This window comes from Kribbella rubisoli, assembly GCF_004217145.1.
Classification (GTDB): domain Bacteria; phylum Actinomycetota; class Actinomycetes; order Propionibacteriales; family Kribbellaceae; genus Kribbella; species Kribbella rubisoli.
Window position 1 is genome coordinate 56,234 of record NZ_SHKR01000013.1, and the last position, 23,154, is coordinate 79,387.

Here is a 23,154-nt window from a genome sequence, read left to right on the forward strand (position 1 = left end):
TCACGTCAGTACAGACGTTGTCTCGACTCATGCCCCACGACAAGGTGCTGTCCCCCAGATGTCCGTCAGAGGACCGGAAGAGGTCCGGCAAAGGTCCGGTTCAGGTCCTAGAGCGGTCACGGTGGGCTCGTGCACCATTACTGCCATGACAACCAGTAAGTCCAACTGGTTGCAAGGCCTGAGAGTTACGGGGTGAGAGGTAGTGAGCATCGCGGAAGTGACGTCGAGACAGCACCGGCGCAGAGTTCGGGTCTGGTTCGGCGAGCACGTGATCGCACAGTACGTCGCGGAGGCGCCGCTGGCGGCCCGCTACGAACAGGCAATGCGGCGCCGTTTTGCCGGCCTGAAGGTCACCAACGACCTGCTCGGCCCGCTCGACTCCACCGACTGAAACACCCGTAGTAGCCGCACCACCTTAAGGCGTCCGGGTCCTCCTCAGACCCGGTCCGCTGCGCCCTGAGGTCTCCTCACGCTCAGGGGCAGCTCTGGAAGGTCCGGGGCATTCCTCAGCTCCCGGACGAAACCCGAGGTGCGGTCCGGAGCACTCCTCAGCTCCGGACCGCACCGCCCTCCCGAAACCCGGCTGGGCTTGGCGGTTGAGTTCCCTGTATCGCCGCCGCCCAGCCGTTCCAACCACCTCCTGGCCGACACCTCGGGCCAGGCAGGGTCGAGTGTCCTGGGCGGTAGGACACCGGAGGCCCCCGTCACCTCACCGGGAGCCTCCCCCTGAGGTGGCCGGCTCCGAGTGTGACCGCCGCGCCTGGGCGGTCACACTCGGAGCCCTTCAGCCGAGGTTGTCCGCCATCCGTTTCAGCACGCCGACGGTGGCCAGGTACTCCTCGTCGCTGATGCCGGTGGTGATCTTGCGCCGCTGCGCCTGGACCGTGGTGTTCAGTGCCGCCAGCGCGCGCTCGCCGGCCTCGGTCAGCTCGTCGCCGGTCAGCCACTCGCGCTCGACCAACGGATTCGTCACTGCGGCGAGCTCGGTCGCACTGTCGCTGAGGAAGGGCGACAGTGCGACCGCGATCTTCTGCGGCCCGGCCGCCGCCTTCTGCGCCTGCCACTGCCCGCGGCCGAGCCCGGTCCGCTCGGCGGCGATGGATGACTGGACGGGTGACGAACGAGAGGTGTTCGCGGACCTGCTCGCCCGGTTCGTGACCGCGTTGGACCGCTAGATGTCCGCTTCGGGTCCGGCGCACGCGCGCTGCAGGTCGGCGAAGATCCCGTCCGGGTCGTGCAGGATCCGCATCCCGTCGCTGACCACTCGCCTCGTGCCCGCGTCGACCGGGTCCAGGTTCGCCCAGGCGGTCGCGGTGACACCTAGCTCGATCTCCAGGCCGGAAGCCCGTGCGATCCGGACCTCGGTCAAGTACGGACCCCACTGCTGCCGGCGTACGACGTTCACGGCGCCGAAGGCCTCCAGCCAGTCGTCGTCGGCCAGATACTTCTCCGGTACGTCGGTCAGCAGGACGAGGTCCACGTCCGACGTCATCCTCGCCGCGTCGCGCGCCCACGATCCGACCATCGCCATCCCGCGGATCTCCGGCTGACCCTCCGCCCACTGGATCGCCGCGGCGAGAACCTCGTCCACCTCCTGCCGTCGCACCGACGGATCGGCGACGTAGACGGCGAACGGGGCGTCAGGCTGTACGTCGGATGAGCCCTCGGCCCAGCCTTCCGCGCGGATCTCACCGGCGTACTGCATGCCGAGTCGCTTCATGACCGCCTGGGATGAGGTGTTGACGCGCTCGGTCAGGGCGATGACGGCCTGGGCGCCGAGCGTGCTGAAGGCGAAGTCCAGGCCGGCGCGGCCGATCTCGCCCGCCAGGCCGCGTCCGCGGGCTGATTCCTTCAAGGCCCAGCCGAGCTCGAGCCGGTCGGCCGCCCACTCCGGTCCGACCAGGTCCGCGATGGCCGCGGTCGTCGGCGAGTCGGCTGGGATCCGCGAGAGTCCGCCGCGGCCGGCGAGGGGGCCGGTGCGCTCGTACGCGATCCACTTGCCGGCTCGATCCCGTTCCCAGCCTGCCTGGATGTTCGTGACCTGGGCGGCGGCGTCGTCCTCCGACCAATGGGCGTCGTACCAGCGGGACACCCATGGATCGGCGAAGACCTCCGCCAGGTCCGCTGCATGTCCGGGGAGGACACCGTTGGGTCCGGTGATCGGCTCCAGCCGAAGGCGGTCGGTGAACCTGGTCCGGAGCGCATGCGCCACCAGGTCGCGCAGCCGCCGGTCGCCGTCGGTCCGGTTGACCATCAGCAGGTCGAGGTCGTCCGGTCCGGCCCACGCGGACGCGTCGTGCTTGCCGGCTTCGAGACGAGGCTTGGTCAGGTCGCCCTCAACGGTGATGAGGTAGTCGACCTCCCGCCGTACGCGGCCCTCCCATTCCCACTCCCAGTCCGCGACGGTCCAGACGATGTCGCGGACCTTCCAGCCGGTCTCCTCCTCGACCTCCCGCGCCGACGCCTCCTCCGGCGTCTCACCCGCCTCCAGATGCCCGCCGACAATGTCCCAGATCCCAGGCAACAACCGCCGCTCCGCCGTACGCCGTTGCAGATAGACCCAATGCCGCTCGTCCCGAATCAACGCCCCAACACAGTCGACCGCACGCATACCCCCAACCTAGTCAAGCGTTGGACAGTGGGCGTTCGGCGACGCGGTTCGGCATGAAGGTTACGGCGGCTACGAGGAGTACGGCGGCGATCGCGGCGCCGTAGTAGACGTCGTGGATGGCGGGGGCGAGTACGTCGCTCGGGAGCTTCTCGAGGTCCTCGTGGTCGCCGCCGAGGCGCGCGGCCACCACACCGTTGGCAACGGCACCGAATACCGCGACGCCGACCGCACTGCCGACCGAGCGGGAGAACATGTTCGCGCCGGTCACCACACCGCGCGTCTGCCAGTCGACCGACGACTGTGCCGCGACGACCGAGGGTGAGGCGGAGAAGCCGAGGCCGATGCCGATCACGAAGCACGCCGCAGCCAGGTGCAGCACGGAGCTCCCGGACCCGACCGTCAGCAGCAGCCCGGAGCCGAGTACGACGATGATCGCGCCCATCAGCATCGTCGTACGGAAGCCCACCCGCAGATAGATGCGCCCGGCAAACGATGCGGCGATCGGCCAGCCCAACGTCATTGCCGCCAAGGCGAATCCGGCGACGAGAGCCGACGTACCGAGCACGCTCTGCGCATACAGCGGGACGTACGTCGACAGCCCGATCATCAGCAATCCGATCAGCAATGCGGCCGAGTTCGCCGAGTTCAGCACGCGCTGCCCGAGCACCCACAACGGCAGGATCGGCTCAGCGGCGCGACGCTCGACCAGCACGAACGTGGTCAGCAGCAGGACCGCGGCAGCCAGGATCACGATGCTCGCGGTCGAGTCCCAGTTCCACATCACACCGCCCTCGAGCAGCCCGAGCAGCAGCAGCGAGCCGCCGACCGCGAGCAGGATCCCGCCGGCGTAGTCGATCTGGTGGCTGGTCTTGTTCGCGACCTTCTCCTCGAACCGGCGGACCAGCACCCAGGCGGCCGCCATCCCGAGCGGGATGTTCACGAAGAAGATCCACCGCCAGGAGATGTAGTCCGAGAACACGCCGCCGAGCGTCGGCCCGACGAACGACGAGATCCCCCAGACGCTGGCGAGGTAGCCCTGCACCTTGGCCCGCTCCGCGACCGTGTAGATGTCGCCGACGATCGTCATCCCGATCGGCTGGATCGCCCCCGCGCCGAGCCCCTGGACCAGCCGGAACGCGATCAGCGCCGGCATGCTCCACGCGAACCCGCACAACACCGACCCGAGGATGAACAGCCCGACGCCGAGCAGCATCATCGGCTTCCGTCCGCGCTGGTCGGCGAGCTTGCCGTAGATCGGCACCGACACCGCCTGCGCGAGCAGGTAGATCGAGAACAGCCAGGGGAACTGCGTGAAGCCACCGAGGTCGTCGACGACGGACGGTACGGCGGTGGCCAGGATCGTCGCGTCGATCGCGACCAGCCCGACGCTGAGCATCACCGCCAGCAGGATCGGCCCTCGCTCCGACCGAAGTCCCACACTCGCCCGGTCGATCCGCTCAGTAGTCATATTACCGATCAATGTATGTGAACCGACAACAATTCCCCACGCGCTGATCGCCTGCTGGACGACGACGCGCGCGGCCGGGACGGTGGGCTCACGGACCGTTACGCTCCGGTGGGTGAGGATGCGGGACGGTCTGGTGCGCGCCGTCGTGCTCGTGGTGACCGTCTCGCTCACGCTGGTGCTGCTCCCGATCGCGATCAACGTGGGCACCGGCGGGACCGCGCCGGCCTTCCTCGAGCCGTACGTCGGTTGGGCCTGGCCGCTGATCGGAGTGCTGTGGGTGGTGGCGATCGTCACAGCGTTGCTCGAGGTGCGTAACCGTCGTCTGCCCGTCGTCTCCAGCCGCAGCGCCGACCAGCCGCGCAACCGTACGAACGCGCTGGCCCACATCGACCGCTACCTGTCGGAGCGTCAGGCCGGCTCGCTCGCCTCACGTACTCGCATCGCGCTGGCTCTGGAGGAGCACCCCGACGCAGTGGTCCGTCCGTACGACCTGCTCGTCCAGCCGCTCGACCGCGAGCCCAGACGGGTCCCGAACGAGGCAGACATCGCGAACGTCTTCGACGAGCTGCAGGACTCCATGCTCATCCTGGGCGCACCCGGCGCCGGCAAGACCACTCTGCTCCTGGAGCTCGCGCGGAACCTCGCCGGGCAAGCACATGCCGACGACAGCCTGCCGATCCCGGTCCTGCTCGACCTGGCCGGCTGGAACACCCAGTCCGCCCACCAGAGCGACGACGACCCCAGCGACAGCGCACTGCTCGCCGGCTTCGTCCGCTGGCTGCTGTACGAACTGAACGACCGCTACGGCGTCCCTGCGCCGGTTGGACGCACCTGGTTGCGGGACGGCCGTTTTGCGCTGCTGCTGGACGGACTCGACGAGATCAACGAGCCGGACCGCGCCAAGCTCGCACCGGTCCTGGAGGAGCTCCGCCACAACTATCTGGTCGGTCCGATCGCAGTCACCTGCCGCACGCACGACTACGAGCGTCTGCCTCACCAACTGAGTCTGTACGGCGCTGTGCATATCAGACCGCTCACTCGACAACAGGTGCTCGACTACTTCGCCGCTGTCGGCTCAGCACTGGACGGTGCTCGGGTGGCGATCGAGCAGGACGACGAGCTGTGGGACCTGGTCAACTCGCCGCTGATGCTCAACGTGATGGTCCTGGCGTACCGGGGCCGAGCACCGGAGGACGTGCTCGCCGGTGGGGTCGCGGACCAGCGGCGTGAGCTCTTCGACACCTACATCTGCGAGGTCCTCGCCCGGAACCGCAAGACAGGGAGGCAGTACGACGCGAAGACCGCAGTACGCCGGCTGTGGTGTCTGGCGTGGTGGACACGTAGTCGTGCCGGCGACCGCACCGCCGTACCGCGGTGGATGACTCCGAACGGCTGGTTCGGACTGTCGCTGCCGGACGTGGACTACCTGACGCATGCGGTCTGCCTGCCGGCACTATTCACTGGACTCAGTGCAGGCGCGACGCTGGTCATGATCGCGCAGTACGGCGCACTCGCTGGGCTGGCTGTTGCTGGTGCAACGCTCTTGCTCGTTCATCTCAGACCGCACTCATGGCAGCGGCTGACCGGAAACACACCTGACCGGGGATTGCTGTTCGCTGTGGTGTTGCTGAGCAGCACAGTGGTGACTGTCCTCGTGACTGTGGCCGCTCTGGGGCTGGTTGAGTTACTGACAGCCAAGGTGGCGCTCATTGTCGAGGCTGTGGTGATCGCTGGGTCGTACGCCGTTGAGTTCGTCATCTTCCACGACAACTCGCGTCGGCTGCTGCTAGGTGCGCGGTTGGCCTTGGTAGTAGCGGCGAGCTGGATCACGCTGAGCCTCGGTGACGCGACTGCCTTCGCGTCCGGCGTGGCGATCGCGCTACTCGTTGCCCAGGGCATCCGGATGGTGAAGTCCCTGGCAACGGACCACCTGCCCGCCACACCTGACAAGGGATGGCGGATGGACCCGTGGGTCGGCGGTGGCGTCGTCGCTGCGTTCATCGTCGCAGTGGCTCTGGGAGCGGACCTGGCGTCGCCGCAACTCGCGGCGTTCATCGGCATCCTGATCGGCACGGTCGCCGCGAAGCCCTGGCGACGGCGGCCGCCTGTCCTTGCCGGACCGCTGTCCCGGCTGCTCCACGACTCGCTGCTCCGCTGGACCGGGTACCTGCCGTGGCACCGCCGCGCTTTCCTCCGGTACGCCGCCGACCGGTACGTGCTCGCGCACACCGGGCATGGGGAATACGCGTTCATCCACCTGCTCGTTCGCGATCACCTGGCCGAATGCGTTCCGGACGAGCTTGCGGCGAAGGTCGACCGCCGGATCGCGGAGCGCGCCGCCCGTCGGTAGCCGGCTCGGAGATCGAGTACCCGATCAGACTGCAGCAGCAGACCAGTGCGATCAGCGTGCTCAGGGCGAGCTGCAGTGACGTGTGCTCGGCGATCGTGCCGAGGACCGGGGTGGCGACGCCGCCGATGCTGACGGCGAGGCCGAGCGTCATACCGCCCGCCGTACCGACACGTCCCGGGAGGAAGTCCTGCCCGAGCGTCACGTGCAGCGAGAACGGGACCGACATCGCGATCGCGGTCAATGCCAGGAAGACGAAGAACGCCGGGCCCGGGATGAACACCAGGCAGGCGATTGCGGGCACGGCGACGGCGTACGACGTGCGCAGCGTGCGGACGCGCCCGTACCGGGTGGCGAGTCGACCGCCGATCAACGTGCCGAGCGCGCCCGCGGCGAAGAGGATGAACAGGGCGACGCCGCCGGTCGTCGTACCGCCGCCGACTCGCTGGCCGGCGTACAGGGCGATGAACGTGCCGAGGCCGACGAAGACGATCGAGCGGCAGATCATGATCGCCGACAAGCGCAGGAACGACGGCCAGTCGTCGGTGCCTTCTGATTGGCGGCGGGTGACCGCATCCGTGACGCGCGAGCGGATCGCCCAGGAGGTGATCGCGGCGCCGAAGAGCGCGGGCACGACGAGCAGCGGGGTCAGCGCGAGCCCGCCGGCGGCGATGATCGGGGTGACGAGCACCGGGGCGAGTGCGAAGCCGACGTTCCCGCCGACCGAGAACCAGCTCATGCCGACGTGGCTGCCACCGCTCACGACGCGGGCCATCCGCGCCGCCTCCGGGTGGTACGCCGCGACGCCGAGGCCGGAGAGCGCGGCCGCGAGCCAGCTCAGGATGTAGGTGTGACCAACGCCGATGAGCGCGATGCCGAGTCCGGCGGTGGTCATCGCGACCGGGATCAGCCAGGTCAGCGGGCGACGGTCGGTCAGTACGCCGAACACCGGCTGGACGACGGACGAGAGCAGGGTGGCGGCCAAGGTGATGCCGGACACCGCGACGTACCCGAGGCCGCGCTCGGCGACCAGGAACGGCACGAGTGCGGGCACGCTGCCCTGGTAGACGTCCACGCACGCGTGGCCGGTCGCCATCAGTCCGATCGGTCGAAGTCTTCTCACTACTCGATCGTTGTCACCGGGCAGGCTGTCCGGCTTCCGATAAAATGACAACCTATGCCGGAAACCCGCCAACGTCCCGCAACTACCGGCCACCGCCCGATCGAGGCCGGCGGCGGCATCGAGGCGCACTGGCACGACCGCCACCAGATCGTGTACGCCGGCCGCGGCGTCCTCTCCGTCACCACCGACGCCGGCAGCTGGGTAGCCCCCGCCACCCGAGCAATCTGGATCCCCGCCGGCACCCTCCACCAACACCGCGCCTACGGCGAAACCACCCTCCACACAGTCGGCCTACAGGAGAACCCACTCGCCCTCGACGTACCGTCGGCGCTCGTCGTCAGTCCGCTCCTCCGAGAGCTTCTGCTCGCCTATACCTCAGGTGAGGACGGCGCTGACTCTGCCGAACGCGAGCGCTTGCGGGGCGTGCTGCTCGATCAGTTGCAGCAGTCAGATCAGCGGGCTACGTATCGGCCCGCGGCGCGGGACCCGAAGCTTGCAGCCGTCTGTGAGCTGTTGCGGCGCGACCCAGCCGACAGTCGCACGTTGGCGGAGCTGGGGTGGGAGGTTGGCGCGAGCGAGCGGACCCTGAGCCGACTGTGTAAAGCCGACCTGGGGATGAGTTTCCCGCAGTGGCGGACTCAGCTGCGGCTGCATGAGGCGCTTCGGCTACTTGCGGAGGGGGAGTCGGTGACTCGGGTGGCGCACAGCACCGGGTGGGCGTCGGCCAGTGCGTTCATTGACACGTTCCGGCGGGCGTTCGGTCACACACCGGGCTCGCGGAGGGCCTGATCCAGGATCCGGCTCCACTGGCGCACGATGTCGCGGCGGCGGGCGCTGTCGTCGGTCAGTAAGTCAGCGAGACCCAGACCCCGGGCCATGTCCAGCACGCCCTGCACCGTCTCCCGCACCCCGGGCGTGCGTTCGCTGACCTCCAGGACCTCCAGCAACGCCCGGTGTGCCTGCCGCCCGACATGCGATTCCAGCCGCACGATCTGCCGTCGCAGCGCATCCTCGGTCGACGCCGCCACCCACAGGTGCAACGCGGCCCGGAACAACGGGCCCGTGTACACATCGGCCAGCATTCCGACGATCGCCTCGGTCCGCCCCGGACCCACCGGCAACGCCGCCGCCTGCGAGCGGATCTCGGCCAGCCGCACCGACGTCATGTACTCGACCGCCGCCAAGAACAGATCCGCCCGAGTCGGGAAGTGATGCTGCGCCGCCCCCCGCGACACCCCGGCCCGGGTCGCCACGACGCTCACCGTCGTCGCGGCGTACCCGACCTCGGCCAGGGACTCGACCGCCGCCTCCAGTAACCGCTGCCGGGTCGCCCGCGAGCGGTCCTGTTGCGGTGCCTTCAGCACCTCACTCACGCGCTGCCTCGCGAGCACGCAGTTCCCGCCGCAGGATCTTCCCCGACGCCGCCTTCGGCACCGCGTCGATGAACTCCACCTGGCGGATCTTCTTGTACGGCGCAACCCGCGCGGCGACGTACTCCATCACGTCGGTCTCGGTCAGCTCGGCACCGGGCATCCGCACCACGAACGCCTTCGGTACTTCGTTGCCGTCGGCATTCACCCCGATGACCGCCGCGTCCGCGATCCGCTCGTCCGTGAGCAGCACCGCCTCGAGCTCGGCCGGCGGCACCTGGTAGCCGTGGTACTTGATCAGCTCCTTGACCCGGTCGATGACGAACAGGTAGCCCCGCGCGTCCATCCGCCCGATGTCCCCGGTGTGCAGCCAGCCGTCCCGGTCGATGGTCGCGTCGGTATCGGCCGGCCGGCCGAGGTACCCCTTCATCACCTGCGGCCCGCGGATCCAGATCTCGCCCTCGTCCGCATCGTTGCCATCGGCACCGACCAGCCGCATCTCGGTCGACGGGAACAGCTTGCCGACGGCACCCGGTGGCGGCTCCGGGTCGTCCTGCGGTACGACGTGCGTCCCCGGCGACAGCTCCGTCATCCCGTACGCCTGCAGTACGGCGTGCAGCCCGAGCCGCTTCGCGCAGGCCTCGGCCAGCTCGCCGTCCAGGGGTGCGGCCGCAGACGTCACCCACTTGAGGTGCGACAGGTCCACCCCGTCGACCGCCGGGTGCTTGGCCAGCGCCAGGACGACAGGCGGTGCCACGAACGCGCGGGTGATCCGGTGCTTCTCCAGCGTGGTCAGGAACTGCTGCAGGTCGAACTTCGGCAGCACGACGACCGTCGCGCCGAGCCGGAGCGGCAGGTTCATCAGCACGGACAGCCCGTAGATGTGGAAGAACGGCAGGATCGCGATGATCCGCTCACCGTCCTCCAGGTCGAACATCGACTCGGCCTGGTGGATGTTGGTCGCGATGTTCCGGTGCGTCAGCATCACGCCCTTGGCCGCGCCCGTCGTACCGCTGGAGTACGGCAGTACGGCGACATCCTCGACCGGGTCGATCGACACGACCGGCTCCGGAGCCGTGGAGGCGACCAGCTCCATCACCGAGCGGTACCCCTCGGCCTGGTCGCAGACGAAGATCTCCTCCACGTCCGTACCCTCGATCGCCGCGGTCGCGACCGGCAGGAACAGCGAAATCGTCACCAGCAACTTCGCCTTCGAGTCGATCAACTGCTTGTGCAGCTCGTCCGCGGTGTAGAGCGCGTTCACCGTGGTCACGGTCGCGCCGGCGCGGGTCGCGCCGTAGAACACCACCGGGTACAGGATCGTGTTCGGGCTGTAGAGCGCGATCACGTCACCGTGCCGGATCCCGAGCTCGGCGAGCCCGGCCGCGACCCGACGGGTCATGTGGTCGAGCTGGACGTAGCTCAGCTCCTTGCCGGTGACGCCGTCGACCATCGCAGCCCGGTCGCCGAACTCCTGGGCTCTGCCGAGGACCGCCTCGTGGATCGGTACGTCGAGCACCTCGACGGGCGGGAATTCGCTGGTGATGATCATTGCCCCACTCCTTCTAGTACGACTTCGGCAGTCCCAGGCTGTGTTGTGCCACGAAGTTCAGGATCATCTCCCGGCTGACCGGCGCGATCCGGGTCGCGCGGGCCGCCGCGACCAGCGAAGCGACGCCGTACTCGACAGTCATACCGTTCCCGCCGAGCGATTGCACCGCCTGATCGGTGGCCCGTACGGCGACCTCGCCGGCGGCGTACTTCGCCATGTTCGCGGCCTCGCCCGCGCCCATGTCGTCGCCCGCGTCGTACAGCGCGGCGGCCTTCTGCATCATCAGGCGGGCCAGTTCGAGCTCGATCTTGATCTGCGCCAGTGGATGCGCGAGACCCTGATGAGCGCCGATCGGGGCCTTCCAGACCTGCCGTTCCTTGACGTACGCCGTTGCCTTGCCGAGCGCATGCCGGGCGATCCCGATCGCGAACGCCGACGCCATGATCCGCTCGGGGTTCAGCCCCGCGAACAGCTGCATCAGCGCGGCGTCCTCGGAGCCGACGAGCGCTTCGCGCGGGAGCTGTACGTCGTCCAGGAACAACGCGTACTGCTTGTCCGGGCTGATCAGGTCCATCTCGATCTGCTGGAACTCCACGCCCGGCGCGTCGATCGGCACGATGAACAGCGCGGGCTTCAGCTTGCCTGTCTTCGCATCTTCGGTGCGGCCGACGACCAGGACCGCCTTCGCCACGTCGAGTCCGGAGATGAAGACCTTGCGGCCGGTCAGCGACCAGCCGTCGTCGGCCCGGCGGGCCGTCGTCGTGATCTGGTGCGAGTTCGAGCCGGCGTCGGGCTCGGTGATCGCGAACGCCATGATCGTCGTACCGTCGGCCAGGCCGGGCAACCAGGTCTGCTTCTGCTCGTCGGTGCCGAAGCGAGAGATCACGGTGCCGCAGATCGACGGTGAGACGACCAGCATCAGCAGCGGGCAGCCGGCGGCGCCCAGCTCCTCGAGCACGATCGACAGGTCGGCCATGCCGCCGCCTCCGCCGCCGTACTGCTCCGGGAGGTTGACGCCGAGGAAGCCGAGCTTGCCGGCCTCCAGCCACAGCTCGGTCGTGTGCCCGCCGGACCGCGCCTGCCGGTTGAACCACTCGTAGCCGTACTTCTTCCCGAGCTCGCTGACAACCTTCCGCAGCTCCCGGCGTTCCTCGGACTCGACGAAACTCATGCGTCCTCCCCAACCACCGCTAGTACGGCGCCGACCTCGACCTGTTGTCCCGCTTCCACCGTGAGCTCACCGACCACCCCGTCGACCGGGGCGGCGATCATGTGTTCCATCTTCATCGCCTCCAGCCACAACAGCGGTTGCCCTTGGGTAACTTTGTCGCCGATCCGCACACCGACCCGGATCACCGTCCCCGGCATTGGCGCCACCAACGACCCCGCCGCCACCTGCCGCGCCGGATCCGTGAACCGCTCCACCGGAGTCAGTGAGATGCTCCCGAGCGACGAATCCACGCACGTCAGCCCGTCGTACGCCGCCACCTCGAACACCCGCCGCACGCCGTCAACCTCCAGCACCACCCGCGTCGGCGTACTCTCCACCAGCCTTGCGTTGCCCTCAGCAACCAATCCGTCGCGGGTCAGGCGGTACTCCACCTGATGCACGACGTCGCCGACGCGGTAGCTCTTGCGCTGCGGTTGCGAAGGCAGGTTCCGCCAGCCACTCGCCACTCGTAACGAGGTCCGAGCCTGCCGCGCGGCCGCATCCGCCAACGCAGCAGCCAACGCCGACACGCGCACCACGTCGTCGGTCGGAGGCTCCCCGACGCCGTGCTTGTCGAAGAACCCGGTGTCGGTGTCCCCGGCAAGGAAGGCGGGATGCCGCAGGATCCAGGTCAACAGATCCCGGTTGGTCCCGACCCCGTGAATCCTGGCCCGCTCCAGCTCCGCGGCCAGCCGGGCCGCGGCCGATGCTCGCGCCGGAGCCCAGACGATGACCTTGGCCAGCATCGCGTCGTAGTACGGCGAGACCTCCGACCCGTCCTCGACCCCCGAATCCACCCGCAGCCGGGGCGTCGACCGGCTCTCCGGAACAATTTCGCCGCCACGTGCCGACTTTGTTCCGGAAAGATGGCGGGCACCGACTCCGAAGGCGTGGAGACGACCCGTTCGGGGTTGCCAGTCGTTGGCCGGGTCCTCGGCGTACAGCCGTACCTCGATCGCGTGGCCGACCGTGGGCGGTGGGTCTGCCGGGAGTCGTTCACCAGCCGCGACCGCGAACTGCAGCTCCACCAGATCCAGCCCGGTGGTCTCCTCGGTGACCGGGTGCTCGACCTGGAGCCGTGTGTTCATCTCGAGGAAGTAGAACCTGCCCGCGTCGTCCGCGAGGAACTCAACCGTCCCAGCGCCCACGTAGTTGATAGCGGCCGCTGCCTTGCGTGCTGCTTCATAGAGTTCAGGGCGCATCGACGGGATCCGCTCGACCAGCGGGCTGGGTGCCTCCTCGACAACCTTCTGGTGCCGGCGCTGGACAGAGCACTCGCGCTCACCCACGGCCCAGATCGTCCCGTGCTGATCGGCCATGATCTGGACCTCGACGTGGTGACCAGCAGCCAGGTACCGCTCGCAGAACACGGTCCCGTCCCCGAACGCCGACAACGCCTCCGCCGACGCCGCGTCGATCTCTGCCGCGAGGTCCTCGAGCCGTGTCACCACCCGCATCCCACGTCCGCCACCACCGGCCGATGCCTTGACCAGTACCGGCAGGTCGACCGCCGAGACCTCCGCAGGCGTTAGCTCCGCCAGCACCGGCACCCCGGCCGCCGCCATCAGCTTCTTCGCCTCGATCTTCGACCCCATCGACGAGATCGCATCCACCGGCGGCCCGATCCACGTCAGCCCCGCGTCGATGACCGCCTGAGCGAACCCGGCGTTCTCGGACAGGAACCCATAGCCGGGATGTACGGCGTCCACCCCGGCCCGCACGGCCGCCTCGACGATCAGCTCCGCCCGCAGATACGTCTCACCCGGCGTATTACCGGGCAGCTCAACCGCCGCGTCCGCCTCGCCGACGAACGGCATCCGCGCGTCGGCGGTGGAGTGGACGGCGACCGTGGCCAGACCGAGCGACCGGGCGGTGCGGAAGATCCGGCGCGCGATCTCGCCCCGGTTGGCGACCAGCACGGACGTGATCCCGCGCGGCCCGTCAGCAGCTGAAGTCATCCGGATCACATCCTGAAGACGCCGAAGGACGAGGTGCCTTCGACCGGGGCCGAGTGGATGGCGGACAGGCAGATGCCGAGGACCGTTCTGGTGTCGCGCGGGTCGATCACGCCGTCGTCGTACAACCGGCCGGACAGGAACATCGGCAGGGATTCCGCCTCGATCTGCCCCTCGACGTACGCCCGCATCTGCGCGTCGGCGTTCTCGTCGTACGGCTGCCCCTTCGCCTCCGCGGCCGCGCGCGCGACGATCGACAGGACGCCGGCGAGCTGCTGCGGTCCCATCACCGCCGACTTCGCCGACGGCCACGCGAACAGGAACCGCGGATCGAACGCCCGTCCGCACATCCCGTAGTGCCCGGCCCCGTACGACGCGCCCATCAGGACCGAGATGTGCGGCACGCGAGAGTTCGAGACCGCGTTGATCATCTGCGCGCCGTGCTTGATGATCCCGCCCTGCTCGTACTCCTGGCCGACCATGTAGCCGGTCGTGTTGTGCAGGAAGATCAGCGGCGTGTTCGCCCGGTTGGCCAGCTGGATGAATTGCGCCGCCTTCTGCGACTCCTCGCTGAACAGCACGCCGCGCGCATTCGCGAGGATGCCGACCGGGTATCCGTGCATCGACGCCCACCCCGTTGCCAGCGACGACCCGTACAGCGGCTTGAACTCGTCGAACACCGATCCGTCCACGACCCGGGCAATCACGTCCCGCGGATCGAACGGGATCTTCAGATCACCCGGCACGATATCCAGCAGCCCGTCCGAGTCGAGCAGAGGTTCGTCGTACGACGGCTTCGGCGCCGGCCCGGCCTTGCGCCAGTTCAGCCGGGACACGATCTGCCGCCCGAGCCGGATCGCGTCCTGCTCGTCGACGGCGAAGTAGTCCGCTAGGCCGGACCGCCGCGCGTGCATCGACGCGCCGCCGAGCGACTCGTCGTCCGCGTCCTCACCGGTCGCCATCTTCACCAGCGGCGGCCCGGCCAGGAACACCTTCGCGCCGCCGTCGACCATCACGACGTAGTCGCTCATGCCCGGGATGTATGCACCGCCCGCGGTCGAGTTGCCGAACACCAGCGCGATCGTCGGGATCCCCTCGGCCGACAACCGGGTCAGGTTGCGGAACATCGCGCCGCCGGGGATGAAGATCTCCTTCTGCGTCGGCAGATCCGCGCCGCCGGACTCGACCAGGCTGATCACCGGCAGCCGGTTCGCCCGGGCGATCTCGTCCGACCGCAGGGCCTTCTTCAGCGTCCACGGATTGCTCGCGCCGCCCTTGACGGTCGGGTCGTTCGCGGTGATCAGGCACTCGACACCTTCGACGACGCCGATCCCGGTCACCAGGCTCGCGCCGACGGCGAAGTCCGAACCCCAGCCGGCCAGCGGCGACAGCTCGAGGAAGTACGAGTCCGGGTCGAGCAGCAGTTCGATCCGCTCCCGGGCGAGCAGCTTGCCGCGCTTGTGATGGCGGTCCACGTACTTCTCGCCACCGCCGGCCAGCGCCTTCGCGTGCTCGGCATCGAGGGCGACGAGCTTCTCCAGCATCGCCTCGCGGTTACTCATGCACTGAACCCCAGTCTCTTGGAGGCAAGGCCGGTCAGGATCTCGGTGGTGCCGCCGCCGATGGCGAGGATCTTCTGGTCGCGGTACTGGCGTTCGACCTCGGCCTCCCGCATGTACCCGAGCCCGCCGTGCAGTTGCAGCGCCTGATCGCAGACCCACTGCCCGGCCTCAACCGCCGTGTTCTTCGCGAAGCAGGTCTCGGCGATCACGTCCTCACCACGGTCTGCCCGCTCAGCGACCGAACGCACATACACCCGAGCCACATCGATCCGCCGAGCCATCTCGGTCAACGTGTGTTGCACGGTCTGCCGTGAGATCAGCGGGCGCCCGAAGGTCTCGCGATCCCGGCACCACGCAACAGTCAGGTCGAGCGCCCGCTGAGCCCCGGCGTACGCCTGCACCGCCAACGTCAGCCGCTCAGCCACGAAGTTCACCGCGAGCTGCACAAACCCAGAGCCTTGAGCTCCGACGAGGTTATCCACCGGAACCCGCACGTCGGTGAAGGACAGCTCAGCAGTGTCGGAACACAGCCACCCCATCTTCTCCAGCCGCCGCGACACCTCGAACCCCTGCTCGATCACCAGCAGACTGATCCCGTGCGCACCTGGGCCGTCGGTGCGGACCGCCGTCGTCACGAAGTCTGCGCGGCAGCCCGACGTGATGAAGGTCTTCGCGCCGTTGACGACGAACACGTCGCCCTCACGCCGAGCCGTCGTACGGATGGATGCCACATCCGATCCGCCGCCGGGCTCCGTGATCGCCAGCGCCCCGATCAGCTCACCGTTCAACGTGGGCCGAACCCATCGCTCGAGCTGTTCTTGATTGCCGGCAGCAACAATATGGGGCAGTGCGATTCCGCAGGTCAGGAGCGAGGCGACGAGTCCGCCGGACCCGCCGGCGTAGTGCATCTCCTCGACGACGTCGATCGCGTCGAGCAACGAACCGCCGCCGCCACCGACCGCCTCCGGAAACCCGACACCGAGCAGACCGATAGCCCCGGCCTTCTTGTGCAGCTCTCGCGGCAGCTCGCCGTCGAGCTCCCATTGATCGAGCTGCGGCAGCACATCGGCATCCATGAAACGCCGCACGGAGTCCCGGAACGAGTTCACAGCAGGACCTCCGGTACGTCGATGTACCGGGATCGCAGCCACTCGCCAACAGCCTTTGCCTGCGGGTCGAAGCGAGCCTGCGCGGCGACGCCCTCGCCCAGCAGTCCTTCGACGACGAAGTTGACGGCCCACAGGTTCGGAAGGAGGTAGCGGGTCACGGTCAGCGGCTGTGTCTCGGGCAGCAGTTGCTTGAAAAGGTCGACCGTGAGGGTGTGTGCGAGCCAGCGCCACGCCTTCTCGTCGCGCACCCACACGCCGACGTTCGCGTCGCCGCCCTTGTCGCCGGACCGCGCACCGGCGATCCGCCCGAGCGGCACCTCGCGCGTCCGCGGCGGTCCGCTCGACAGTTGGAGCAGCGGCATCGGCTCCTCGATGTCGTCGACAGGCGCCAGCGGCTGTGTCTCGGCGGCCGGTTCGATCACGGTGCGAGTGCCGTCCGGGAGTACGACGACGTGCTCCACCTCGTGGATGTCGACGTACCCGGCCTGGAACACGCCGTACGGCGAACCGTCGCCGGGCGGCGCAGTGACGTGGAAGCCCGGGTAGCTCGCGAGCGCCAGCTCGACCGCCGCGCTGCTGAAGGCCCGGCCGACAACCTTCGGATCCGGGTCCTTCACCGCGCACCGGAGGAAGACGCTCGCCTCTTCCTCCGACTCGGCATTCGGCTTCTCGGTCCACGCGAGCGTCCACTTCAGCTCGGCCGGCCGCTTGGGGAGCGCCTGCTCGAGCTGCTGCTGGACGAGCTCGGCCTTCTGCTCCAGCTGCAGCCCGGTCAGCACGAAGTCGACCTCGTTGCGGAATCCGCCGACGCTGTTCAACGAGACCTTGTACGTCGGCGGCGGGGCTTCACCGCGTACGCCGGAGAGCTTGATCCGATCCGGGCCGTCGGCGGAAAGCTCGATCATGTCGAGGCGGGCCGTGACGTCCGGACCGGCGTACCGGGCGCCGGTGATCTCGTACAGCAGCTGCGCCTTGACCGTGTCGATCGTGACCGCGCCGCCGGTGTTGTCGTGCTTGGTGATCACGCTGCTGCCGTCCGCGTGGATCTCCGCGATCGGGAACCCGGGCCGGCCGAAGTCACGGATCTCGCTGAAGAACGCGTAGTTCCCGCCGGTCGCCTGACAGCCGCACTCGATCACATGCCCCGCGACGACCGCGCCGGCAAGTTCGTCGTACTGCGTCCGCTTCCACCCGTGATGCGCGGCGGCCGGCCCGACGATCACCGATGCATCGGTGACGCGCCCGGTCACCACCACGTCCGCACCCGCCTGCAAGGCCTCGGCGATTCCCCAAGCACCCAGGTAGGCGTTGGCCGTCAGTGGTTGTCCGAGGTCCAGCTCGGCGGCGCGGGGCAGCAGATCGTCACCTTCGACGTACGCGATCTTCGGGTGCAGGCCGAGTTTGTCGGCCAACTCGCCGATCGCCTGCGCCAGACCCGACGGGTTCAGACCGCCCGCATTGCTGACGATCTTCACGCCCCGATCCAGCGCCTCCCCGAGCCCGCTCTCCAACTGCTTGAGAAAGGTCCGCGCGTACCCGAGCGCTGGGTCCTTCAGCCGATCCCGCCCGAGGATGAGCATCGTCAGCTCAGCCAGATAGTCGCCGGTCAGCACATCCAGAGGCCCGCCCGTGAGCATCTCGTGCACCGCGCTGAACCGGTCCCCGTAGAACCCCGACGCGTTCCCGATGCGGATCGGCTCAGTCATGCGAACTGCCCCGGCCGCCGGCCCTTCCCGGGCAGCCCGGCGAACGCCTGGATGATCCCCAGCCACTCCTCGACGTCAGCCCCCTCGGCCCCCACCGCCAGGTCATCGCGATGCCGCCGCTGGGTCGCCAGCAGGCAGAAGTCGAGTGCCGGGGCACTCACCCGCTGAGCCGCATCCTCCGGCCCCCACGACCAGACATCACCGTCCGGCCCGGTCAGCTCGACGCGGAACTGCTCGGCCGGCGGCTTGCGGTCGTTGAGCAGGTACGCGAAGTCCCGCGTGCGCACCGCGAGATGCGCGACATGGCGCAGCCGGTTGCTCGGCTGCCGTCGTACGCCGAGAGCGTCGAACACGTCCTGGCCGTGCGCCCACGTCTCCATCAGCCGCGCGGTCGCCATGGAGGTCGGGCTCATCGGCGGCCCGTACCAGAGCACCTTCTCCCCGGCTGGCACCTTCTTCAGCGCTTCGGCAACCTCGGTCCGGGTCTCCCGCCAGTACGGCAGCAGCTGGTCCGGCGGCAGCGCGGCAGTCTCCGCTGCCCCGTCATCGACGTACGTCGTCGGGCTGGCGGCGGCCGTCTGCAGTGAGGCCTTGAAACCCTCGGGGTCGGCCGCTGCCAAGTGCGCCGCCTCGTCGGTCCAGGCCAAGTGGGCGATCTGGTGCGCAATCGTCCAGCCCTCGGCGGGCGTCGGTGTCGCCCACTCGTCAGCGGCCAGGCCACCCACCAACCGATCCAGCTCGGCACTTTCGGCCCACAGACCTGCCAGCACTTCATCCAGTTGCACGCCGCACTCCCTCACCGGAGGATCGTGCCCCTGAGCGTCCCACGCCCCCGAAAAAGAATCAAGCGTGCTTGTTTTCAGGGAGTTGCCGCCGACACGAGGTCCTGCGCGTGGATCTGGTTGCCGTTGGCGGCGACAAGCGTCAGGGCGGCTTCGGCCACGGCCTCAGCGGTGCAGGGTGGGATGACTGCCAGATCGACGCGGGCACCGGCCCTGCCCGACAGGGCGATCAGCAATCCCGGAGGCTGGCTGGCGAAGAACCCAAGGTGTACGACGCGCCCGTCGACGGCCAGCCGACGCGGATGGCTGTCCCAATCGCCGCGGTAGAGCATGATCCGGGCGATCGGTCCGCGGAGGGTGTCGATGGCCAGCACGAGGCCGGGGATCTCGGCGACCGGATCTGTCGAGCGCGGCCACCAGCCGCCGTCGAGCGGTCCCCTGTCGGTATCACTGCGCAGACGCAGTCGTGGTGTCGACGGCTCGGACTCGGACATGACTGTCCTGCCGTCCCGGGCAACGAGCGTCACCATGACCTCAGTTCCTGCCGCGGCGGACCAGGCGACGCAGTTGCGTCATCCGAGCCGCGCCGATCGCCGTGGCCAGCACGGCAGTGCCGACGCCGGCGATGAACAGAGCCAACGCGAGTGGCAGCGAGCCGTTCATCCAGAGAAAGTTGATCGCGACGGTGCCGGTGTTCTGCAGCATGAACACGATCAGTACGACGAAGCCCAGCACGGTGGCGCAGATTCCCACCCACGCGCCACTGATCCGGGTCCGCGGCACCCGTGCCGACTGCGGTTCCGAGAGTTCGTCGACAGCTGGTGGTGGGGTGTCGGATTCCGGCGGATCGGGTGTCTTTCGAGCGCGATGAAGGACCGACATGACGGCTCCTACGGAGGGCCGGTATGGCTGGCAGCCTCAAGACGCGGCGTCGTCGATTCCGGAACTACTCCCACAGTACGCCGGTCTGAACCAGAAAGCCCCGATCCCGCTGCCCCCATGACGCACCCACCCCGGCGACCGCAGTACGAATGGTCTAGTCGTTCTCGCTTCAACGGTGATGGAAAGGCTTCCGTACAGGTCTAGTCAGGTGTTACGTAAGACCAATGCATGGTTCGTTGCCGGGGAAAGCCGCCGAGATCCGGGCGCTGTTGCTGAGCCTGATCGACTCGCTGCCGGAAGGCGCCGCGCTGCCGCCCGAGCGTGAGCTGGCGGCGCGGTGGAGCGTGGCGCGGATGACGCTGCGGCGAGCCGTGGACGAGTTGGTGATCGAGGAGCTGCTTGTACGGCGGCATGGCAGCGGCACGTACACGAGCCGGCCGAAGGTGGCGCGCTGGCTCGGGATGATCGGGTTCTCCGAGGACATCCGTCGCCGTGGGATGCGACCCGGCAACACCATGCTCGAGTTCCGGCACCAGAAGGCCGAGCGGCCCGCGGCGCGCCGGCTGCGGATCCCGGTCGGCGATCCGGTCATCGCGTTCACGCGGCTCCGGCTCGCGGACGACCATCCGATGGTGGTCGAACGCACGACGCTGCCCGCGGCGTACGTCCCCGGACTGCAGGCCGAGGACCTTGACGGCTCGCTCTATGACCTGCTCACCAGCCGCTACGGCATCGACGTCGCCAGCGGTACGTATCGCATGGAGCCCGTCATGCCCGACGCGAAGACGGCAGGCTGGCTCGACATCCCGGCCACGCAGCCCTGCCTCGCCCAGCACGGCATCAGCTTCGACGGCCGCGACCGCGTCTTCGAGTACACCTCGGCCGTCTACCGCGGCGACCGCTACGCCTTCACGACCGAGCTCCGCTCCACCGCGCCGACGCGAAGGATCTCTGACGCGTCACGATGATTACTTGACCCGTCGGGTGATCACTAGGGTGAGACGGGTTATGGATCTGAAGAGCCCGATCAGCACAGTGGTGCCGTCCCTCGACGGGCCGGTTTTGCTGGTGCTGGCGCGGGCCGAGGAGGGTCTGTCCGGCCGCCAGATCCACAAGCTGGCGGAGTCGGGAAGCGTCGCGGGTGTGCGGCTCGTGCTGCAGCGGCTGGCGGCGACCGGGCTCGTGCACGTCGACGATCTCGGCAATTCGTTGCTCTATCGCCTTAATCGCAAGCACATCCTGGCCCCGATCGTCGACCAGCTCGCAGACCTCCGCAGTACGTTGATTAGCCGCCTCGCCGACGAGATCAGCAACTGGCGGATCCCGCCGGTCCACGCGAGCGTGTACGGCGCGATCGCGCGCGGCGACGGTGATCGGGACAGCGACGTCGACCTGCTGCTGATCCGCCCGGACCGGCACGAGTTCGTCGACGTGCTGTGGGAGGAGCAGGTAGGCCGGCTGATGCAGACCGTCGTCGACCTGACCGGCAACCCGGCGCACGTCTTCGAGCTGAGCCGCACCGAGCTCTCGGGTCACCTCGACACCGAGGACCCGATCCTCAACGACTGGATCCGGCCGAGCATCGAGCTCACCGGCGTACCGCTGATGGAAGCCGGCCGGCTGCCGGTCTCAGCCGCCAAGTAGCGGGGCCATCAGCCGCGCGATCAGGCTTTCCCGCCGCGTCACCCGCTCCTCTACGTCCGCGAGTGTCATCGCCCGCAACCCCGCGTTGATCCCCAGCCAGCGCAACGGCTCCGGCTCCCACGCCCGCGACCGATGCCCGACCCAGGGCAGTCGCGTCAATGCGGTGTCCCGCTCGAGGATCAGGTCGCGCAGCGTGCGCCCCGCGAGGTTCGTCGTACTCACGCCGTCCCCGACGTACCCACCGGCCCAGGCGACGCCGCGCTCCAGCCCGACCGACGCGCACCAGTCCCGCGGCACACCCAGGGGACCGCCCCACGCGTGCGTGAACTCGGGCGAGATGTCGAACAGCTCCCGCAGCGTCTTCTGCAACCCCTTGAACACCCGCGGTACGTCGTCGAATCCGGGCTTGATCCGCGACCGGAAGTGGTACGGCGCACCGCGCCCGCCGAACGCCAGCCGCCCGTCGGCGGTCCGCTGCCCATAGATGATCAGATGCCGCTGATCGCTGAACGTCGGCCGGTCCGCCAGCCCGATCCGGTCCCACACCGCCTGGCCGAGCGGCTCCGTTGCCACCATCAACGAATACACCGGCGCAACGACCCGCGACTGACCGTCCAGCCCCGGCGTGAAGCCCTCGGTCGCCCGGACGGCGACCTCCGCGCGGACGACGCCGTACGGCGTGATCGCGCGCCCGGGCAGGATCCGGGTCACCGGCGTCAGCTCGTGGATCGTCACCCCGAGCCGCTCGACCACCGCGGCCAGTCCGCGCACCAGCTTCCCCGGATGGATCGCCGCGCAGTGCGGCGTGAACGTTGCCCCCAGCACCTTTGTCGCTCTTACCTTTGACGCGACCTCGTCCGGCCCGAGGAACTGCAGATCCCCCGGTCCCCACTCGGCAGCCGCGTCCACCTCGGCCCGCGCCCGGGCCAGCTGCACCCGCGTCCGCGCCAGCACCACGGTCCCGCCCTTGTGGTAATCGCAGTCGATCCCCTCGGCCGCGCTCACCAGGCCGACCTCGTTCACGCTCGCCTGCATCGCCCGATGCAGCTCGATCGCCGCCTCCCGGCTCGAGCCCGGCAGCGCGGCCAGCCGTCGCGAGGACACGGGAAACAGCGCCGAACACCACCCGCCGTTTCGCCCCGAAGCCCCGAACCCGGCGGTCTCAGACTCGAGTACGACGATTCGCAGCGAGGGATCCGCTTTCGCCAGGTAGTACGCGGTCCACAAGCCGGTGTACCCGGCGCCGACGATCACGACGTCGGCGTCCCGGTCGCCCTCCAGCCTCGGGCGCGCCGGGAGCGGATCGGGAGCCGACCAGAGGTTCAGCGCACACCCCAGGAGTAGGTCTGTTTCACCAGCTTCAGGTAGACGAACGTCTCGGTCGCCTTCACGCCCTCGATCTGCCGAACCCGCTCGGACAGCACCTGCAGCAGATGCTCGTCGCTCTCACACAGCACCTCAGCCAGGATGTCGAACGAGCCGGCCGTCACCACGACGTACTCGACCTCGTCCATCTTGGCCAGCTCGTCGGCGATCGGCTCCAGCGCGCCTTCGGCCTTGATCCCGATCATCGCCTGCCGGTCGAACCCGAGCTCGAGCGGATCGGTGACCGCGACAACCTGCATCACACCGGCCTCGGTCAGTCGCTGCACCCGCTGCCGGACCGCGGCCTCGGACAGGCCGACGGCCTTGCCGATCGCGGCGTACGAACGCCGGCCGTCGAGCTGCAACTGCTCGATGATCGCCTTCGAGGTGTCGTCCAGCAGGGTCTGGTTCTTGTCGGGGTTCCCCGTTCGCACTGCCACCTCCGGATCTTTTCACCCGGCCGGGGCG

The 23,154-nt window shown here is 68.7% G+C and carries 21 protein-coding genes; 5 read left to right on the plus strand and 16 right to left on the minus strand.

The annotated features are described in order from the left end of the window. Positions 1 to 217: 217 nt before the first annotated feature. The gene (locus tag EV645_RS42295) at positions 218 to 391 is read left to right on the plus strand and encodes a hypothetical protein (protein ID WP_165549662.1); all 174 of its coding nucleotides are present in this window, start codon (positions 218 to 220) and stop codon (positions 389 to 391) included. A gap of 393 nt (positions 392 to 784) precedes the next feature. Here EV645_RS42295 and EV645_RS20275 read toward each other — a convergent pair whose 3' ends face one another. The 3 genes from EV645_RS20275 to EV645_RS20285 all read right to left on the minus strand — a co-directional run bounded on the left by EV645_RS20275 (position 785) and on the right by EV645_RS20285 (position 4,079). Continuing rightward, positions 785 to 973 (minus strand): hypothetical protein, encoded by a 189-nt coding sequence (locus EV645_RS20275; protein ID WP_130445539.1) that lies wholly within the window; start codon positions 971 to 973, stop codon positions 785 to 787. A gap of 198 nt (positions 974 to 1,171) precedes the next feature. Continuing rightward, positions 1,172 to 2,611, minus strand: coding sequence for a GNAT family N-acetyltransferase (locus EV645_RS20280; RefSeq protein ID WP_130445540.1), 1,440 nt, complete (start codon positions 2,609 to 2,611; stop codon positions 1,172 to 1,174). A 13-nt stretch (positions 2,612 to 2,624) separates the two neighbouring features. Next, a complete protein-coding gene (locus EV645_RS20285) occupies positions 2,625 to 4,079 on the minus strand; it encodes an MDR family MFS transporter (protein ID WP_130445541.1) in 1,455 nt (484 codons plus the stop codon). 118 nt (positions 4,080 to 4,197) lie between these two features. Here EV645_RS20285 and EV645_RS20290 point away from each other — a divergent pair, with 118 nt between their 5' ends. Beyond that, positions 4,198 to 6,429 (plus strand): NACHT domain-containing protein, encoded by a 2,232-nt coding sequence (locus tag EV645_RS20290; RefSeq protein WP_242000640.1) that lies wholly within the window; start codon positions 4,198 to 4,200, stop codon positions 6,427 to 6,429. Here EV645_RS20290 and EV645_RS20295 read toward each other — a convergent pair. Then, complete coding sequence (locus EV645_RS20295; RefSeq protein WP_242000537.1) at positions 6,329 to 7,549, minus strand: MFS transporter; 1,221 nt, start codon at positions 7,547 to 7,549, stop codon at positions 6,329 to 6,331. The genes EV645_RS20290 and EV645_RS20295 overlap by 101 nt on opposite strands. Positions 7,550 to 7,603: 54 nt before the next feature. Between EV645_RS20295 and EV645_RS20300 the strand changes: the two genes are divergently transcribed. Next, positions 7,604 to 8,338, plus strand: coding sequence for an AraC family transcriptional regulator (locus EV645_RS20300; protein WP_130445542.1), 735 nt, complete (start codon positions 7,604 to 7,606; stop codon positions 8,336 to 8,338). Here the strand turns inward: EV645_RS20300 and EV645_RS20305 are convergent. From EV645_RS20305 to EV645_RS20350, 10 genes are all read right to left on the minus strand, one after another. Continuing rightward, positions 8,311 to 8,922 (minus strand): TetR/AcrR family transcriptional regulator, encoded by a 612-nt coding sequence (locus tag EV645_RS20305; protein ID WP_198681757.1) that lies wholly within the window; start codon positions 8,920 to 8,922, stop codon positions 8,311 to 8,313. The two genes, EV645_RS20300 and EV645_RS20305, sit on opposite strands and share 28 nt — an antisense overlap. Then, on the minus strand, positions 8,915 to 10,471 hold the full coding sequence (locus tag EV645_RS20310) for an AMP-binding protein (RefSeq protein ID WP_130445543.1): 1,557 nt from the start codon (positions 10,469 to 10,471) through the stop codon (positions 8,915 to 8,917). The genes EV645_RS20305 and EV645_RS20310 overlap by 8 nt, the downstream gene beginning before the upstream one ends. Before the next feature lie 13 nt (positions 10,472 to 10,484). Beyond that, positions 10,485 to 11,642, minus strand: a complete 1,158-nt coding sequence (locus EV645_RS20315) for an acyl-CoA dehydrogenase family protein (protein WP_130445544.1) — start codon at positions 11,640 to 11,642, stop codon at positions 10,485 to 10,487. Then, positions 11,639 to 13,639 (minus strand): ATP-binding protein, encoded by a 2,001-nt coding sequence (locus tag EV645_RS20320; RefSeq protein WP_130445545.1) that lies wholly within the window; start codon positions 13,637 to 13,639, stop codon positions 11,639 to 11,641. The genes EV645_RS20315 and EV645_RS20320 overlap by 4 nt, the downstream gene beginning before the upstream one ends. A gap of 5 nt (positions 13,640 to 13,644) precedes the next feature. Next, the gene (locus EV645_RS20325; RefSeq protein ID WP_130445546.1) at positions 13,645 to 15,198 is read right to left on the minus strand and encodes an acyl-CoA carboxylase subunit beta; all 1,554 of its coding nucleotides are present in this window, start codon (positions 15,196 to 15,198) and stop codon (positions 13,645 to 13,647) included. Beyond that, on the minus strand, positions 15,195 to 16,307 hold the full coding sequence (locus EV645_RS20330; protein WP_130445547.1) for an acyl-CoA dehydrogenase family protein: 1,113 nt from the start codon (positions 16,305 to 16,307) through the stop codon (positions 15,195 to 15,197). Before EV645_RS20330 ends, EV645_RS20325 begins: the two co-directional genes overlap by 4 nt. Further along, the gene (locus tag EV645_RS20335) at positions 16,304 to 18,013 is read right to left on the minus strand and encodes an acyclic terpene utilization AtuA family protein (protein WP_130445548.1); all 1,710 of its coding nucleotides are present in this window, start codon (positions 18,011 to 18,013) and stop codon (positions 16,304 to 16,306) included. The genes EV645_RS20330 and EV645_RS20335 overlap by 4 nt, the downstream gene beginning before the upstream one ends. Then, the gene (locus tag EV645_RS20340; protein WP_130445549.1) at positions 18,010 to 18,798 is read right to left on the minus strand and encodes a TIGR03084 family metal-binding protein; all 789 of its coding nucleotides are present in this window, start codon (positions 18,796 to 18,798) and stop codon (positions 18,010 to 18,012) included. The genes EV645_RS20335 and EV645_RS20340 overlap by 4 nt, the downstream gene beginning before the upstream one ends. A 74-nt stretch (positions 18,799 to 18,872) precedes the next feature. Beyond that, a complete protein-coding gene (locus EV645_RS20345; protein WP_130445550.1) occupies positions 18,873 to 19,325 on the minus strand; it encodes a DUF5994 family protein in 453 nt (150 codons plus the stop codon). A 4-nt stretch (positions 19,326 to 19,329) separates the two neighbouring features. Continuing rightward, positions 19,330 to 19,677 (minus strand): LapA family protein, encoded by a 348-nt coding sequence (locus EV645_RS20350; RefSeq protein WP_130445551.1) that lies wholly within the window; start codon positions 19,675 to 19,677, stop codon positions 19,330 to 19,332. A gap of 224 nt (positions 19,678 to 19,901) precedes the next feature. Here EV645_RS20350 and EV645_RS20355 point away from each other — a divergent pair, with 224 nt between their 5' ends. Both EV645_RS20355 and EV645_RS20360 read left to right on the plus strand, forming a co-directional pair. Beyond that, the gene (locus tag EV645_RS20355; protein ID WP_130445552.1) at positions 19,902 to 20,645 is read left to right on the plus strand and encodes a GntR family transcriptional regulator; all 744 of its coding nucleotides are present in this window, start codon (positions 19,902 to 19,904) and stop codon (positions 20,643 to 20,645) included. Between the two features lie 40 nt (positions 20,646 to 20,685). Then, complete coding sequence (locus EV645_RS20360; protein WP_130445553.1) at positions 20,686 to 21,321, plus strand: nucleotidyltransferase domain-containing protein; 636 nt, start codon at positions 20,686 to 20,688, stop codon at positions 21,319 to 21,321. Here EV645_RS20360 and EV645_RS20365 read toward each other — a convergent pair. Together EV645_RS20365 and EV645_RS20370 are read right to left on the minus strand one after the other, a co-directional pair. Continuing rightward, positions 21,307 to 22,575: an NAD(P)/FAD-dependent oxidoreductase gene (locus EV645_RS20365; RefSeq protein WP_242000538.1), complete on the minus strand. Its 1,269-nt coding sequence runs from the start codon at positions 22,573 to 22,575 to the stop codon at positions 21,307 to 21,309. The two genes, EV645_RS20360 and EV645_RS20365, sit on opposite strands and share 15 nt — an antisense overlap. Before the next feature lie 68 nt (positions 22,576 to 22,643). Continuing rightward, positions 22,644 to 23,126, minus strand: coding sequence for an Lrp/AsnC family transcriptional regulator (locus tag EV645_RS20370; RefSeq protein WP_130445555.1), 483 nt, complete (start codon positions 23,124 to 23,126; stop codon positions 22,644 to 22,646). Positions 23,127 to 23,154: the final 28 nt, after the last annotated feature.